The organism is Erythrobacter sp. JK5 (genome assembly GCF_018205975.1).
Lineage (GTDB): Bacteria > Pseudomonadota > Alphaproteobacteria > Sphingomonadales > Sphingomonadaceae > Erythrobacter.
Genome location: NZ_CP073577.1, coordinates 3,054,177 through 3,069,858, shown reverse-complemented (window position 1 = coordinate 3,069,858; position 15,682 = coordinate 3,054,177). Strand labels below are relative to the sequence as shown.

Sequence of the window (15,682 nt, the reverse complement as noted above, 5' to 3'; positions counted from 1 at the left end):
ATGAGCGAAAGCACAAATGCCATACCGCTCAATGACGTTTGCCCATGGTCGGGCAATCCCGTCTCTGCAGACGCTCTGACCAGCTATCGCGGGAGCACGGTTGGCTTTTGCAATCCCGACTGCCGCGACAAGTTTGCCGCCGCTGTTGCAATGTTCGATCCCCGGATCGCCCGGTGCGGAGAGGGGCAGCCGACCTCCGCTTTCGTTCGCCTTGCTCAATACAATTCATGGATGAACGGCAATTTGCTTGACGCGCTGGCGAAGCTTTCCGGCGACCAGCTATGGGAGGATCGCGGCGCGTTCTTCAAATCAATCATGGGGACGATGAACCACCTCATGGTCTGGGACATCACCTGGCTCCAGCGCTTCGAACGCCAGTTTGGATTTCGCATCCTGAGCCCAGTCGCAGAGATGCACTCGCCGACCGCGAATGATGAAGTGCTGCACCGTGGCCTCGGAGAATTCGCGAATGCGCGTCTCCATCTGGACGGTTTGCTTTTTGCCTTTGTTTCCGAAGTCGATCCGGCCCATCTCGAGGACACCCTTGAGTATGCAATCTCCAATGGCACGCGGTTCAGGAAGAACTGCGGCGCGGTGTTGCAGCACCTGTTCAATCACCAAACGCACCACCGCGGACAGGTGACGACGCTGCTGTCGCAATTCGGGGTTGATCCGGGAACAACCGATCTGTTGGCGATCCTGCCTGAAGTTCCTTCCGCGTGACTGAAATCAAGCCCTACAAAATCCGCCGTTTCCGGTTCGCAGGCATTTGGAGGGCCTCGGCAACCTGTCTCAAAGCCTATGTGATCGTCCGCCAAGATGTAGACCGCGAGCCGGATGGGCTGGCTCAACTTGCGCATGACTACGCAGTCGAAGTTCTGCCAGCGATGGTCGCCCAAGAAGGCAACGATCATCGTCTCGGCTATGCGATCCTGCACGCCGGCGAGATGAGCAACTGGCTGCTCCTCCACTGGTGGGCCCATGGTGACATTGCCATGCGACACCTTGCTTCGTGCGACGATGCACAGAATGGCTTCGTGTCGCAGGACGGGTGCCGTTTTCACGCCTGCGTCTGGGAACATATCGTCATCAGCCACGAGCGGGACGCTTGGGTTCGGCATATGTCCGACCCGGCGAGGCGCGGGAAGTTCTACCTCGAAGACAGGTTGCCCGATGGCCCCTACTGACGCTGTGCTGGTTCGCCGTGCCAAGAGGAGTGACGTGCACGAACTGTTGGCGCTCATGCGCAGCCTCGCAGAGTTCGAGGGATATCTCGATGCGTTCGAGGTCGATGAAGTGGCGATTCTTCGGGCCGGTTTCGACACTGACCGTCCCACGTTCGATGCGTTTGTTGCCGTAGCTTCGGCGACCAATCGGGTCATCGGAATGGCGGTGACCTATGTGATCCCATGGACCTATGATCTGCGTCCTACGCTGGTGCTCAAGGAACTGTTTGTCCTTCCCGAAGCGCGCGGAGCAGGCGTGGGGGCAAAGCTGATGCGCGAGGTGGCTCGGCATGCGCTCGCAATCGAGGCCAGACGCATCGGCTGGACCGTCATCCCCTCGAACAGCGCGGCGAAGAGCTTCTATGCCAGCCTGGGAGCACGTCCTGAGACGGAATGGGAGCCGTGGATACTCGAAACGTCAGAGATCGCGAACCTGGCTGATGATGGTCCTGCCTCGCCTATCAAAAGGAAAGTCTAGCGCCATGATCTTGCCAAGACCAATTGTCGCTATCTCTATCCGTCTGCTGCTCTAATTGGAATAGCTTGGACCGCGCGCTTCGCGAACGATAGACAGCACCTATAGGGCTTAGAAGGCGGCAGGAGAATGTATGGCGTCACTGTTCCAGTCGAGGAAGTCGATACTTTTCGTCACACTGCTCTTTGCAGCGATGCCACTTCAGATTCGGGCACAAGTCGTCGATCTTAGAGGGGTGGACAGGGCCCTGATGGTCGCGCCCACGGAAGTTATGGTCCTTGGATCGACGCATTTAGCGTCGCTGGAGACCCCTCTGACAACTAGCGAATTGGAACCGTTGCTCCAACGACTCGAGCGATATAGCCCTGATATAGTTACCATTGAGGCGGTATCTGGTGGAGAGTGCTGGCTTCTAAGGCAATATCCCAGCGAGTACCCTGGAGTCGCCAAAGACTATTGCTTCGATGCCCGAGAATATCAGCTGGAATCGGGCCTGACTGACAGCGAAGCGGTAGCAGAAATTCGTCACATTCTCTCTGCATGGCCTGCACAACCGGCGGCGAGCCAGAGGCGCCATTTGGCAGCAGCATTTCTCGCCGCAGGTGATCCTTATTCTGGGCTGGTACAGTGGTTCCAGCTTGCGGAAGCAGAGAAACGAGCGCCAGATGGGCTCGGCGAACGATCCGCAACTTTCCTCAAAGAACTATCTGAACGCCCAAACGAGAGCGCGCAAATCGGAGCCCGCTTGGCAGCAAGGCTGGGGCATGCTCGCATCTACCCTATTGATAATCACAGCTCAGACGCGATTTTCGCAAACTTCGATGATGGGTTCTGGGACCGAATGCAGGAAATCTGGCGATCGGAACCAGTGCCCGATCAAAGCGAGATGGAGACAGTCGAAGTAGATATTCGAAGCGAAGGCGGAGTCTTGCGGGCTTTCCGTTTCTATAACTCACCCAAAGCACAATCTTTTGCCATGGATTACGACTTCCGCAAGGCGATGAACGATGCCCTGCCAGAAGGATATGGGCGCAAATATGTAGCATGGTTCCAGACACGAAACCTGAGAATGGTCGCATCTATTGTTGAAGCGGCCGCAACGAAGCCGGGCGGTAGGGTGCTGTCGATTGTAGGAGCATCACACAAGCCCTATTTTGAAGCCTACTTGGACCAAATGCACGACTTCAAGATCGTCAATACTGAGCCATTCTTGGAGTGAGCAGACTTTTAGATTACACTTCATTATGCTCCGGCCCTGCACTTCTGGCTCACCGAAGGATATGAAATGAAGAAGCTCATTTTTCATCGCCTGATTTTCCTTGGGATGCTTCTGCCTCCTTCATCACTCATGGCGACCGATCCAGCTCAAGATATCGGTGAGATCGATGCCGCTTCAGAGGAAAATGTATCCGAGCCTGCTCAACATTCGATCACGGATTTGCGCGATAACACATTGTTTGATTTGCTAATTTCGCTGGAAGGTAAGCATGATATCGCTGGGTCAAAGAGAGGTTCCTTCGTAGAGTACGAAGTGATGTCAAGAGGCAGCATTGTTACAGAAACATGGGTCTTCGCGACTGATGAGGGTCTTTTGAAAGAGTTGACCGTCTTTAATATGGACAACGGGAAAATTCGGGCAACGCACTTCTGTGCTTCAGGCATTGTAAGTGAAATGTCGCTTGTCTCCGTCGGAAATGACGGCAAGTATGATTTTACAGCGGAAAAAACTCAAAACCAATCTTCGTCAACAACAGCTTTCAATTCCGGTTTCGCTTATATTTTTGAACCAGGACGGATCAAGAGGGACGAATATTGGAAAGAAGGTGAAACCATAACAGCATCGCATGTCGATTTAATCGCCAGAGAATCACTCCGCTAATTGATTTACCCATGTTCATTTGGAGAGACTGCAAAGCGGGAGTGTACTTCCTTGGCCGTGGACTCACCCCTTGCCATCGCAGTCCACGTAAAGCTGGGAGTTCAGACCACCTTTACCCACCAAGGATACCGAGATTGGGTCAATCACTCCCAATTCGGCTCCATTGAATGAAACGGTTGTTGATCGTTTTGTCTCGACCGTATTGGCGCAGTACTTCGCGACAGGGCAGTGCGTTAAGGATCACGAAGATGAAGTCGCAGATGATCGGTGATTGTCGGCCCGAGGCACCCCATACCAAAGCAGCGAAGATGACCCTGCCCTGCGCATCTGCGCGTCCGGCAATCGGTTCACTCATGGAAACGCCAACTCAGCGCTGCAACTGATTCAGATTGTCGACGCCGTGGATTTCCCCTGATGCGTTCTGACACCAGAACAAATGCACTCCTCCGAAAGTTCACGCTTTGCTCCAGCCATCCGGATCTGTGCGCACGGAACTTGAGTATAGATGCTTGGAATCGACCATGCTCGTCGTTGCTTCAGAGTGCCATAACAACTCAGCCTGAAGAGTCGGCCTGGTCGCTGTCTTTGCCCTGCGCAGAACCGCTAACAACCATCGCTCAAAATGCTTTTTGCAAGATTGGGATCGACATCGACTTTTTCGAGAATCTCTTCAATCGCCGCTTTATCACCATTGGACAAGGCGCGATCAAAGTCGTCTAAGAGACCAGAGGCAAACAGCCGCTCATTCACCGTCATCCCGCCATAGTCTCGCTTGCCCATCGTCAGAGCCTAAGCCGAAGAACAGGCTTCCGCAATTGGGCTGGAAGCTGAATGTCGGATTTGCCCCCCATATGATTTTAAAGCGGAGAATCAGGCATCGGCCCAGTCCAAGCCGTTGCCGTAGTCAATATCATACCATTGCTGTCTGGCTGTGGAGAAGATCGACGTAGTCAGAAACATCGATTCTGATCTTTAATGAAGATTTCGATCCGGTCTTTTGGTGCCGGTATCACTGCGACGTAAGTCCGCATTGGCGAAAGCCAAGCACGACGAGCTCCCGCTCAACCGAAGATTTTCAGCCCACCGACGGCAAAGATAACCATCAGAAAGCCAATCAGCAGCAAACGAGACTTGGATTTGGTAGCTTTTGGGTTTTTGTAATCGTCCATAACTTTTTCCTTGTTATTTGAATTTTTTGTAAAATTGAATGACTGGCGAGCCATTGCCGTGGCGCGATCATAGTTATTCGCGGAGCGCTTCGTAAGGTATTTTCCCATTGAAGGCTCCGTGCTGTCTGTGGTGCGGATTCAAACCAATCCATAGCCAACGCTGCCCGCAGTGGCTGCAAGGTTCGCATTGCGTGGGGTCGCCGTCGCGCTGACCCATCACTCCGGACCGTCGAACATGTTGCTGACGTTAAGTGGATCACCGTGCGAGACGGGGAAGAAGTCGAGGCGCAGATCGGTGATTTTCTGGTCAATCTTGTGGCTCTGGGTGACCCCGGCGCAGATCATCCCCAAAGGAAAGAATTCGGCGGTACGCACCAGGTAGTGGAATGGCGTGCGACGTTGACGACGGATGGGAGCTTTGATGCTGTCTGGTTCGTGCCACACTCAGGAGAGTTTGTTACGCGTCGCCCTCAGCGTTACCCAATGAAATGGTTTGCTGATTGCCAGCCGAGCGACGCGGTCGAACCGCTTTACATGATCAACCAAGAGTAATCGGTGCTGCTAACTGTGAAACACCAGCCGCCAATCCAAGGGCTAATGATGGTTGGGGTGCTACTTGATGGTCATAAACAGAGCCGAGAGCATCCAGGAGCCGAAGGCCGCAAACGCAAAGGCCCTTCTTGCTAGCGCGCCGCGAGCTCGATTGAACGCGACAGCTTCAGATTTCTTCTGAACGCATCCTCATGCGTGATACACAAGAGCGCTCCATCATAATCTAGCAACGCTTTCTCAAGCGTCTCTATCGCGTAGATATCGAGATGATTGGTCGGCTCATCAAGGATCAGCAGATGAGGAGGCTTTTCGCCTGAAAAAAGGCATGCCAGCGCCAGTCGAACTTTCTCACCACCAGACATTTCTGAAATCTTGCGGGATGCCCAGTCCGCGCGAAATCCAAACTTTGCCAATACCGCGTGGGTGCCATTCCTGTCCAAATCGGGGCTGTGTCGCTGCATTTCCTGAAACGCGGTTTTGGTCGGCAACAACATATCTAAATGTTGGTCGAGCACCGCAACCCGACTGTAGTCTGCGTGCACCGCGCCCTGCTTTGGCAAGGCTTGTCCCGCTAATATCCGCGCCAACGAGCTCTTCCCGCTTCCGTTACAACCGCCGAGAAATATGCGTTCCGCACCCACAATCTTCAGGCTGAGTGCTTCAAACACAGTCCGGTCATCATATTCGCAGGTAAGCGCTTCAGCCTCCAACACCACATGCGAGGACAAGAGCCCACATTGTGGTAGTGCGATCTCAACCGGCGTTACTCTTTCGACTGCCGCTTCAGCCAACTTCAAATTGCTCTGCGCTCCCAAGAAGCGTTGATCGCCAACCGCACGATTGCGTGCGGAAGTGGATTCCGCGCGCTCCCTTTTGGCATTGATTTCAAGCCTGGAGGCATCGCGTCGCGCAGCCGATTGTCGGCCCTGGCGGCTTCGCTGATCCAGACGCTCGATCTTCCCCTGGCGTGCTTTGCTCGCAGCTTTCGCATCCGATCTTGCCTGATCGAGAGCATTTCGGGCTAGCGTTCGGTGCGTTTCTCGAGCGGCCATGAATGCGCTCCAACCGCCTTCCACCGAAAGGATACCAGCGGTGGAGAGCTCGATGATCCGGTCAACATTTTCGAGCAAGTCACGGTCATGGCTTGCGACCAAGACTGGCCCGGTCCAATCGCCGATCACATTCGCGATCAGCTTGCGGCCATCTGTATCAAGGTCATTCGTTGGTTCATCGAGCAGCAGAATGTCGGGCCTTGCGAGCAATACCGCAGCGGTCTTCGCTCGGTTGCGCTCACCGCCGCTCAAGCTATTGACAGGTCGCTCCATATCCAGGGCGACAAGACCGCAATCGGATAAGACTTTCTCCAGCCGTGCGGGCAGCGTCCAGTCGGCAGCTTCAAGATCGTTCTGCCCCGATAATCCGTATTCCAACCGATCAAGAACCTCCAACGCTTTCTGAACACCCAATAGCTGCCCGACAGTCATGCGGTCAGGGTAGCTCGTCTGGCTGACAAGGTAGACGGTCCCGTCAGAGGAAGCTGATCCGGCATACGGAGCGAGCTGTCCCGCAATCGTTCGCAGCAAGGTCGATTTTCCGCACCCATTGCGGCCCACAAGACCCACCACCTCATTAGAGATGGTGTCAGACAATTCAGGAAACAGGATTCTTCCATCAGGCGTGGCACAGACGATACGATCAAGCTTGATATGCGACATAAGAAGGCCAGTGCTAATGAGTCTCTGCTAGGGAGAAAGAATTGTTCCGTTGGTTATCGAGCTCTCCTACTGTCATGGGATACCATCCAAACGTCAAACGGCCGCCTGTTCGGAGCGAGTACGCTGACGCTTCCAAACACTGGTTTTGCCACAGACGGCAAGACCATCTCTCCGACTGCAAACACTTAAAAATAGTTGGAGAACGGACTGCCAGAGAGAGGCTTTCGACTTGTCCTGCTAGACATGGTATTTGAGCTGTCCTGATGAAGCCAGCAATACTCATCCCGGAGATTGGCAAATGAGCAACCCATGCGACGATCGAAGTGGGCGGGCTCTTTTTCAACATGCTGTGGCGACACTTGGAGCAGCTTGCCAATCACTTGCCCTAAGAGAGCACATCCGCAGACCTCATCGACTTGAAGAGATACATACCTTCGAATTCAAGGGTGGAGCAATCGAAGTCTTGTTTGACATGCGTGAAGACAAGACATGGATATATCTACGCAAGGGTGAACTTGCCAAAAATGAAGTGTATTTCCTAGAACTAGATGGCAAATTTCAGTCAACCCGAGCTCTGGCTGGAAGAGTTGCAATCTACAACAAATGGAGCGGCGGAAACAGAGCAAAGGACAGCAAGGCTGAGAGGGTTATTCTAGATTGGGAAGTAGATTTGATTTCTAAGCACATTGGAGAAATTGCGAATGGGAATTGGGCGCTGCCTGATAACCGCCAATGAAGAGCCTTTAGTTCACCAGGATTCTTCGTTGCCGAAGCCTTTCTATCGTTCGGTATTGGCCGGCGCCTCCAATACTGCACAGCCTTGCTAGATTTTTCCACCCTGCGTTCTGCCGGCCATGCCCCGGACGTGGAGCAACGGAGGAGCCATCGCGCCTCCGTCGCGGCGTTTGGGCTGGTTGAAATTGCCTGATGTGCGGTCCTGATGTTTGCAGGACCTGGGCCTTCACCGCTGGCGGGGCGGTTGTGACCGGCTTTGGGCTAGCGTTGCTCAGCGCTGCCAATTAATCCATAGGCCGAGGATAGTTTGCAGGCGAGTGGAGGGCGAATTGACTGGTAGCCGACGTTTTCATCGCGGAGGTTACACTTGTCGGATGGGGAGTAGTCTCCTGAATTCCAGTTCATGTGGAATAGGGCTGTTTCTATCAATGGCCGCATTGCTCATGCTGGTTCCCCAATCCAATGCAATCGCTTCATCGCAAAATGAACCCCTGGAGCGCGAAAAGATCCAGCGGATCGAAAGCTGGATCGAAAGCGGAATGGAGTCCACGGCTTTGCCGGGCATGTCCGTCGTGATCGTTGAAAATGGCGCGGTAATTTACAACAGGGGGTTCGGGGTAAAGAATCGCAAAGGCGATCCTGTTTCGACGTCTACCGTATTCCCGCTCGCGTCGGTGTCCAAGACGATGACCGCTATACTCATTCTGCAAGCAGCAAGCGAAGGCTTGATCCGGCTGGACGATAGCGTTCTAGACTACTTGCCCGATTTCCGAACGCGGAACGTTGATCTTTCGGATAAAGTCACGATCCGGCATCTGCTCAATCAAACGAGCGGTTTTTCCGGATATGTCGGAAATCTGCATCAAGAGGACACTGCCCGGCGTCCCGATGCGTTGCATATCTCCGTAGCTCGATTGCGGGAAGTTACTCTGAAGCGAGCGCCCGGGTCTAAATTTGAATATTCGAATGCCAATTTTGACATTCTTGGGCTCGTGCTTGAAACAATTCGGGATAGTCAGTTTGAAGAGATAGCGAAGCAGGGGATCTTTGCGCCTCTCGACATGAATGACAGTTTCGTACTTGCACCTGAGAGTCCGGTTCAAGACGTTTCCGAAAGGTTCAGATATTGGGGTCCTTGGCCAACCTATTATGATCGACGCCTTGGCCGCGGCTTGGTCGCTTCTGGTGCGGCTTTTTCCAGCAGCGATGACATGGGAAAATATCTGATCGAATTGACCAGCGACAACCCCAAGATATTTTCGGTCGCGCAGCGCGAAGATATGCTTGCTGCACAAGGCGATACCTCGGGCATCGTCTATGCGAAGGGCTGGTTTATCGATAACTCCGGAGCCGCCACGCTTGCTTATCATGACGGATCGATCGCAGGTGCGACAAGCCTGATTGGCTTTGTGCCCGAAAAGCGGATTGGTTTTGCAATCCTGGCAAATTCCAGCATCGGCCTGTTGTCGGGCGATACGCGCGGTATCGAGGCTGGCATTGTCGACATATTGCTTGATCGACCTCTTAGGGAAGTTGGTTCCCCGCCCCTCTATCAATCCATATTCTGGGGGCTGGTTATCTTGCTGCTCGCGCTGGCAACCTGGCTAATCCTCTTTGCGCGAGCGTGGCTTGGCGGACGGCTAAAGGCGACCACACTAACGCTCTTAGGACCAGCATTCCTGCTCGCAGTCCTGGTGCCAGCCTTGCTCTATGGCGCGCCGCTTGCATTCGGATCCTCTTTGCCATCATTGGCTGAATTCCTTCCCGATATTGCACTGTTCATCAGTCTGGGTGCAGCCGTTGCAGCCCTATTGGCTGCACTCCGGATAGCGGTATGGCTCAAGCCAAAGTTAGCGGAAAAAGGAGAAAGAAAGTGGGGGGCATGATCGTCCAAGATCCTTCTTGCTTGCGTTTTGTCAGCAACCTGATTCCAAAGCTGCTCAAGGCTCAATTTGGCAACGTCATGACCCTATTCGCCTTTTCGATATTCTGTTCGGCGCCCATTAGCCATGCAATGCAACCGCCAGCCTTGGAGACTTCGGAAACGGCGCCTCAGGGCCGGCTGGCAATTGGACCCATGCCGATGGAAGTTATCGAAGCCCATATCCCGACCAAGCCTGTGCCGGTCAGAGTTAATGACAGGGCTCAGCTGTCGTACGAAATCACGATCGCGAATGGCATCTCCAACGCATTCGAACTGCGCAGGATCGAAGCTTTTGATGTGAGATTCCGGGCGGATCCCATCGCCACCTGGGACATGGACTACCTAGGCGAACATTTCTTGCGCCATGGGATGCGTCCGCCGACCGGCAATACCGTGGTGGCTGGGAATGGGTTTGGAATTGCGAACCTGCGTTTTGACATTGCGGAGAGTGCCTTGCCATCGGTGATCTTCCATCGTCTGATCTTCAATGCGATCTTGCGTGACGGCTCGACACGGCAGCTGACAATCGAAGCCGCACGAACGGAAGTACCAGCAATGACCGATCTCGTCTTGAGCCCTCCCTTCAGGAATGGAGCGTGGTTCTATTCAACAGACAGCCACCGGGACACCAGGATCATCACAGAAGGTCGCCCCAGTTATGCGCAACGATACGCAATCGATTGGGCGCGAGTTGAAGACGATGGCACCTTTCGGCAAGGCGAAGACGGCAGCAATCAGAGCTACGTCGGCTATGGCACCGAACTTCTTGCTGTTGCCGATGGTAAGGTTGTCGCGTTGCGCAACGATATGCCTGAGAACATACCTGAGGGAGAAGGTGCGGTATTGAAGCCTTCGCAGGATACGCTGGTCGGCAATTTCGTGATGATCGACATAGGCGGTATCAATGCGGTCTACGCTCATCTCGTACCCGGTTCAATTCGGCTTGCTGTCGGGGATTCGGTAAAGCGAGGCGACATTATAGGAAGACTGGGCAATTCGGGCAATTCAGATGGCCCCCACTTGCATTTTCACTTGGAAACGAGGACCCCGGCCAACGTTCCGCTTTCCGGGGAGGGGGTGCCGTACCATTTCGCCACCTTCCGACAAATTGCGAAATATCCGGAGCAGGAATTGGAGGCGCTTTTTGACGGACAGAGGCTTCCCCTAAACCTGAGCCCAATCGAGAGACTTGAAGCGCTACCGCAGGGGGCTGGCATTGTGTATTTTGGCGGAGACTAGGAAGCCCGACAGGGTGCGCAGTGTTTAGAGGCCAATTGCTCTGAGATGCTTTTTTTTGAAGCACTTTTGCGGTTTTCGACCGTCGCTATCCTGCTGGTATTTGCCATCATTGCATTTCGGCATTCTCCCAAGAACATAAGAATTGTTCTGGGCGGTTGCCTTGCAGTGTCTCTTTTCGGCCTCTTGCTTGCTACGCTGCCAGAGCCCCTGGCTCCTCCCGAGCCGATTGCGATTGGCTTCAGGATCATCGAATTGCCGAACTTTGTGCTGATTTGGCTTTTCGCTCTGGCGCTGTTTGATGACGAATTCCGGATTGACCTGCCGAAAGCGAGCTTTGGCATCATCTATGTGGCGTGGATGGCGCTGGTACAGCTGGCACTACATGGTCTGCTTGCCTTGCCTGTGCAAACCATGATCTCAGCGCTCGATCTGGCATCCATCGCCCTGATGGGGCATCTGTTTTGGTCCATCATGGCCGGTATCAAGAATGACCTAATGCCGCGCCGTCGGGCAGCGCGCTTTTGGTTCCCATTTGCGCTGGCGGTTGCTGGGGGTGCGGCAATTCTTGTCCAGTCGCAATTGCATCAACAATACCCTGAGGCAGTCTCACTGTTCCGCGTGGCATTAAGCCTGCCCTTGGCCATCTGGGGATTCATCTGGTTTGTGAAACTCGACTTGCGAATGCTGGCTTTTGGACACGACGCATTTGAGTCTGGCAAGATTCCCGCCACAGTACTCGATCCTAGAGACCAGCATGCAAGGGACCGGCTTCTTGGGATCATGGATGAAGAGCACTTATATCGCGAACAGGGGCTCACGATATCGCAGCTGGCGGAAAGAATGAATATTCCTGAGCACCAGTTACGGGCATTGATCAATCGCGGCTTGGGTTACAGGAATTTCTCAAGTTTTCTGAATCACTATCGGTTGGCTGCGGCAAAAGCAGACCTCTCGAATCCGCATTGCGCTCGCAAACAGGTGCTGCAAATTGCGATGGACGTTGGTTATGGCTCGCTGGCCTCCTTTAACCGGGCGTTTCGGATATCCGAAGGGGTGCCGCCCAGTGAATATCGCCAAAAATGCCTCGCAGAGGTCTTGCAAGATTAGAAATCACCGCTCGTTTTCAGAATCGCGCAGTCTTTTTCAAGAATGAGGAGACTTGGGTCGTCGAGCTAGTTAGCCTTTTTCGCTCAAGCAGCGGAGATGGACAATGACCAATGAGGCAGCCCCATGGAAATCGAGAGTGCTTGTCATCTCCTGCATTTGCCTCGCATTTTCGAGTTTCTTTTCTGTAGCAAACTCTGAAGCTTCTGCGCTGCGAAATCCTGAATTTGGCGCTTGGGGCGTGGCCACAAACCAGCTCAGCGCATCGACTTCGCCCGGCGACAACTTTTATCAATACGTCAACGAAGGCTGGCTGAACTCAACTGAGCTTCCGCCTGGCTACTCCTTCTACAGCGAACCATACGCCGTGCAGGACAAAATCATTAACCAGGTCACCACATTAATCACACGAGCGGCCAACGCAGGAGAAAATGCAAGCACGCCTGCTGAACGCCGCATCGGGGATTTTTACCTGAGCTACCTGAACAAGGACCAGATCGACAATTCAGGCGCGGCAGGATTGCAGCGCGAAGTTCAAGCCATTCTGCAGCTGCAAACCCACGAGGAAATAGCAGCCTGGATGGCCAATCCACGTTCGAGCTCCATCTTCAACCTCATTGTTCAACCGCCAATCGATATGCAGGGCGGCTATGTCTTGACGATAGCGCAGTATCGGACCACCGGCCTCGGTCTGCCGGGGCAAATCTACTATGAAAGCGAACTGGCACCCTACCCTGCGCATCGCGAGGGCTATGTCCGATACATTGCAGACACGCTGGAGCGGGCTGGTGTTGATCGGGCGGAACAGCGGGCCCGTGACGTACTTCAGCTTGAGACCAAATTCGCCGGTATCATGTGGGATTTTGCCCGCTTGCGCGAAGCCGGAGCGAGCTTCAATCTTGTTCCTGTTGGGAGCCTTGAGACACTCGCTCCAGGTTTTCCGTGGTCCGACTTTCTGGCCGCTCGAGGTCTTGAAGATCTTGAGCAAGTGAACCTGGGTGTCGGCGCGCTCAAAGAGAGTGCAGAACTCTTTGAACAGTTGCCGGTCGATGCGCTCGCGTCCTATCTTGCGTTCCACTGGATCGACAATCATGCCTCGATGCTGCCCGAGCCATATGCCGAGGCCGAGTTCGACTACTTCCAGCGCAGCCTTTTTGGCGTGGAAGAACGCCTGCCGCGAACGGATCGTGCAGTCCAGCTCGTTCAGCGCCATTTGGGCGCAGATATCGGGAAGATTTACGCTCAGGAGAATTTGCCAGAAGCCAATCGCGATAAGATCGAAGAAATCATTTCCTATGTCCGCCAGGCGTTTCGGGAGCGACTGCGTGAATCCGAATGGATGGACGCTCCAACCCGGGAAGAGGCGATCGCCAAACTGGATGCGATCATTGTGGAGATTGGTGAACCGAAAGAAGGTACAGACTGGTCCAATCTCGCCACTGATCACAATAACCTGATTGGCAACTATGCCAATTTGAGTGACTATCGCTGGGCAGTGCAGCGTGATCGGATTGGCAAGCCGATTTCCCGGTTCGGGGATTGGAACATGTACCCGCACCGGATTGGTGCGGGCTATCATCAGCAGTACAACAAGATTTTCATAACGGCCGGTGCGCTCTTGCCCCCATTTTTTGATCCGAACGCTGACCCAGCCGTTAACTTCGGCGCCATAGGCGAGACTATCGCACACGAATTTGGGCATGCCCTCGATGACCAGGGGTCGCAGTTCGACAGAAACGGGGCGCTCAGAAATTGGTGGTCGCCCGGATCCCGGGCTGCTTATGAGCAGCAGACCGATGCCCTGATTGAGCAATTTGAGAAATACGAACCAGTTGCCGGGGTCCGCCTCAAGGCAGATCAGATGATCGGTGAGATTGTCGGCGATCTCGTAGGCACGTCGATCGCATTTCGCGCATATGAACTGTATGCGGAAGACCATTACCAGAATGGACCGCCGGTGCTTGATGGATTTACCGGCTATCAGCGCTTTTTTCTGGCAACAGCGCAACAAACCCGAACAATCGCGACCGACGATGCCCTTAGGGAAATCGCAAACCATGAAACCCATCCGCCATCTGAATTCAGGGTCAACGGCGTCCTGAGGAATATGGAGGCCTGGTACAGGCATTTTGAGATTTCCGAGGATTCGAGCCTCTACTTGTCTCCAGAAGAACGGGTAGTGCTTTGGTAGTCGCTGGTGAATCGCACCGAAGGGTGCGGAGGGTGAAGAAAGCCTCTCTCCAAGGAGCTCGTTTTGGCTCCGGTGCTGCTTGGAGTAGCGCGGGCACCAATATGCTTCGGCCAGCATTCATGCACAAAGCCGAGCATGTAAGCAGCTGATTCTTCACACTTCAATCTTGGTCAACGTCAGGGGATGAATATTGAAAAGGGTTCTTCTTGTTCTAGTGGCCGCCGCATGCCTCGGAGCGACTTCACCTCAAAATGAGTTCTCAGAGGCCGCGCGAGACATCGATACGACGATTGCCAATGGTTATGCCTATCTCGACAAGTTGCCCGACGAGCGGCTCCCACAATCGGAAGTTCTGAGTAAAGAGCGAGACGCTGTCCACGACACAAGATCTCTTCTTGCATATGCCGAGAAGCGCATCGCGTCGCTCGCGGACCACCATGCCATGACCGGAAGCTCGTTTAGCGACAGTTGGGCGGTTGTCCCGACATACGCAGATTTGTGGATCGTGAAGGAGGGTGACCGATATGTGGTCGATGCAGTTCGCGAGGCCAGCCCTGCGGAGGCAGCCGGCATCAGCACTGGGGACACCATTATCGCCGTCGATAGAAAGCCGATCGATCGAGCGATTTCGGAATTCTGGGGGGAACTCGGTCTATCGACAACGCCTGCTCGGGTAGAATATGCCGCCCGGGTTCTGGTCGCTGGGCGGCGTGACCGTCCTCGAAGGATTACGATCCGCGACCTATCCGGAGAGGATCGCGAATTGGTCCTTCACTCGATGTACGATCAGAAACTGGAAGCGGGCTCACCGATCAATGTTTGCAGCAATGAGGAATACACTGTCGTTCGATTCAACAACAGATTGGGCGATTTTGCCACGATCAGCGCCTTCGACCAGGCCATGCGTGCCCTCTCGAATGAAAGTACCCTGATTCTCGATCTTCGCGATACGCCCTCGGGCGGCAACACGACGGTTGCAAGAGGAATCTTGGGTTGGTTTGTGACTCAGCCGCGCGGTTATCAGATCCATAACCGACCGGTTGAAGAGCGCCAAACAGGTATATCGCGCCAATGGATCGAACAGGTGTTGCCGCGCGCGGGCATGTATCGCTCTGAGCTCCCCATCGTTCTCGTTGGCCGCTGGACTGGTAGTATGGGAGAAGGAATTGCAATCGGCTTTGCGGCGATGGGAGCCGAGGTGAGAGGTACGATGATGGCTGGGTTGAATGGATCGGTTGATGACCTGCGGGTGGGCGATACGGATCTTTTCGTGAAGCTGCCGACCGAGCGGCTCATGACCCTTTCGGGATTGCCACGCGAGTTGTTTGTTCCTGACGGGCCGATCGATGTCGATCAGGTTCCAGGATCTTGCTGAACTTACTAATTAAACATTGGTGATTGCGGCAGCTTTGAGTCTAACTTGTGTGTTTGCTCACCCAAAACCAGACAAACTCTCCCAAGCGCAAAACAGGT

At 54.1% G+C, this 15,682-nt stretch carries 16 protein-coding genes; 11 read left to right on the top strand and 5 right to left on the bottom strand.

The genetic code is table 11. The features are described 5' to 3' along the window. The 5 genes from KDC96_RS14985 (at position 1) to KDC96_RS14965 (ending at position 3,580) form a co-directional block, all read left to right on the top strand. The gene (locus KDC96_RS14985) at positions 1-723 is read left to right on the top strand and encodes a DinB family protein (protein WP_212449189.1); all 723 of its coding nucleotides are present in this window, start codon (positions 1-3) and stop codon (positions 721-723) included. Continuing rightward, positions 720-1,187 carry a hypothetical protein gene (locus KDC96_RS14980; RefSeq protein ID WP_212449187.1) on the top strand — a complete coding sequence of 156 codons (468 nt, stop codon included), beginning with the start codon at positions 720-722 and terminating at the stop codon, positions 1,185-1,187. Before KDC96_RS14985 ends, KDC96_RS14980 begins: the two co-directional genes overlap by 4 nt. A 34-nt stretch (positions 1,188-1,221) precedes the next feature. Then, positions 1,222-1,704: an N-acetyltransferase gene (locus KDC96_RS14975; RefSeq protein WP_212449185.1), complete on the top strand. Its 483-nt coding sequence runs from the start codon at positions 1,222-1,224 to the stop codon at positions 1,702-1,704. A 130-nt stretch (positions 1,705-1,834) separates the two neighbouring features. Continuing rightward, on the top strand, positions 1,835-2,920 hold the full coding sequence (locus KDC96_RS14970) for a DUF5694 domain-containing protein (protein WP_212449184.1): 1,086 nt from the start codon (positions 1,835-1,837) through the stop codon (positions 2,918-2,920). A 66-nt stretch (positions 2,921-2,986) separates the two neighbouring features. Further along, entirely contained in the window at positions 2,987-3,580 is a 594-nt protein-coding gene (locus KDC96_RS14965; RefSeq protein ID WP_212449182.1) for a hypothetical protein, read from the top strand. A gap of 139 nt (positions 3,581-3,719) precedes the next feature. On the opposite strand, the gene KDC96_RS14960 is transcribed toward KDC96_RS14965, so the two are convergent. From KDC96_RS14960 to KDC96_RS14940, 5 genes are all read right to left on the bottom strand, one after another. Next, entirely contained in the window at positions 3,720-3,935 is a 216-nt protein-coding gene (locus tag KDC96_RS14960) for a hypothetical protein (RefSeq protein ID WP_212449180.1), read from the bottom strand. Positions 3,936-4,183: 248 nt separating this feature from the next. Next, complete coding sequence (locus KDC96_RS14955) at positions 4,184-4,360, bottom strand: hypothetical protein (protein ID WP_212449178.1); 177 nt, start codon at positions 4,358-4,360, stop codon at positions 4,184-4,186. Between the two features lie 281 nt (positions 4,361-4,641). Continuing rightward, the gene (locus KDC96_RS14950) at positions 4,642-4,857 is read right to left on the bottom strand and encodes a hypothetical protein (protein ID WP_212449176.1); all 216 of its coding nucleotides are present in this window, start codon (positions 4,855-4,857) and stop codon (positions 4,642-4,644) included. 108 nt (positions 4,858-4,965) lie between these two features. Further along, on the bottom strand, positions 4,966-5,193 hold the full coding sequence (locus tag KDC96_RS14945) for a hypothetical protein (RefSeq protein WP_212449174.1): 228 nt from the start codon (positions 5,191-5,193) through the stop codon (positions 4,966-4,968). 239 nt (positions 5,194-5,432) lie between these two features. Next, positions 5,433-7,016, bottom strand: coding sequence for an ABC-F family ATP-binding cassette domain-containing protein (locus KDC96_RS14940; RefSeq protein ID WP_212449173.1), 1,584 nt, complete (start codon positions 7,014-7,016; stop codon positions 5,433-5,435). Positions 7,017-7,314: 298 nt separating this feature from the next. Between KDC96_RS14940 and KDC96_RS14935 the strand changes: the two genes are divergently transcribed. The 6 genes from KDC96_RS14935 (at position 7,315) to KDC96_RS14910 (ending at position 15,584) form a co-directional block, all read left to right on the top strand. Further along, a complete protein-coding gene (locus tag KDC96_RS14935) occupies positions 7,315-7,752 on the top strand; it encodes a hypothetical protein (RefSeq protein ID WP_212449171.1) in 438 nt (145 codons plus the stop codon). A gap of 427 nt (positions 7,753-8,179) precedes the next feature. After that, positions 8,180-9,637, top strand: coding sequence for a serine hydrolase (locus KDC96_RS14930; protein ID WP_212449169.1), 1,458 nt, complete (start codon positions 8,180-8,182; stop codon positions 9,635-9,637). Then, a complete protein-coding gene (locus tag KDC96_RS14925) occupies positions 9,634-10,914 on the top strand; it encodes a M23 family metallopeptidase (RefSeq protein ID WP_212449167.1) in 1,281 nt (426 codons plus the stop codon). The genes KDC96_RS14930 and KDC96_RS14925 overlap by 4 nt, the downstream gene beginning before the upstream one ends. A gap of 45 nt (positions 10,915-10,959) precedes the next feature. Continuing rightward, positions 10,960-12,021, top strand: coding sequence for a helix-turn-helix transcriptional regulator (locus tag KDC96_RS14920; protein WP_212449165.1), 1,062 nt, complete (start codon positions 10,960-10,962; stop codon positions 12,019-12,021). A 103-nt stretch (positions 12,022-12,124) separates the two neighbouring features. Then, entirely contained in the window at positions 12,125-14,209 is a 2,085-nt protein-coding gene (locus KDC96_RS14915) for a M13 family metallopeptidase (protein ID WP_212449163.1), read from the top strand. A gap of 190 nt (positions 14,210-14,399) precedes the next feature. Then, on the top strand, positions 14,400-15,584 hold the full coding sequence (locus KDC96_RS14910; protein ID WP_212449162.1) for a S41 family peptidase: 1,185 nt from the start codon (positions 14,400-14,402) through the stop codon (positions 15,582-15,584). Positions 15,585-15,682: the final 98 nt, after the last annotated feature.

Excerpts from the sequence above, each read along its gene's own strand:
- KDC96_RS14985 (WP_212449189.1), top strand. The coding sequence starts at position 1 with ATGAGCGAAAGCACAAATGCCATACCGCTCAATGACGTTTGCCCATGG.
- KDC96_RS14970 (WP_212449184.1), top strand. The coding sequence starts at position 1,835 with ATGGCGTCACTGTTCCAGTCGAGGAAGTCGATACTTTTCGTCACACTG.
- KDC96_RS14965 (WP_212449182.1), top strand. The coding sequence starts at position 2,987 with ATGAAGAAGCTCATTTTTCATCGCCTGATTTTCCTTGGGATGCTTCTG.
- KDC96_RS14960 (WP_212449180.1), bottom strand. The coding sequence starts at position 3,935 with ATGAGTGAACCGATTGCCGGACGCGCAGATGCGCAGGGCAGGGTCATC.
- KDC96_RS14955 (WP_212449178.1), bottom strand. The coding sequence starts at position 4,360 with ATGGGCAAGCGAGACTATGGCGGGATGACGGTGAATGAGCGGCTGTTT.
- KDC96_RS14950 (WP_212449176.1), bottom strand. The coding sequence starts at position 4,857 with ATGGGAAAATACCTTACGAAGCGCTCCGCGAATAACTATGATCGCGCC.
- KDC96_RS14940 (WP_212449173.1), bottom strand. The coding sequence starts at position 7,016 with ATGTCGCATATCAAGCTTGATCGTATCGTCTGTGCCACGCCTGATGGA.
- KDC96_RS14935 (WP_212449171.1), top strand. The coding sequence starts at position 7,315 with ATGAGCAACCCATGCGACGATCGAAGTGGGCGGGCTCTTTTTCAACAT.
- KDC96_RS14930 (WP_212449169.1), top strand. The coding sequence starts at position 8,180 with ATGGCCGCATTGCTCATGCTGGTTCCCCAATCCAATGCAATCGCTTCA.
- KDC96_RS14925 (WP_212449167.1), top strand. The coding sequence starts at position 9,634 with ATGATCGTCCAAGATCCTTCTTGCTTGCGTTTTGTCAGCAACCTGATT.
- KDC96_RS14920 (WP_212449165.1), top strand. The coding sequence starts at position 10,960 with ATGCTTTTTTTTGAAGCACTTTTGCGGTTTTCGACCGTCGCTATCCTG.
- KDC96_RS14915 (WP_212449163.1), top strand. The coding sequence starts at position 12,125 with ATGACCAATGAGGCAGCCCCATGGAAATCGAGAGTGCTTGTCATCTCC.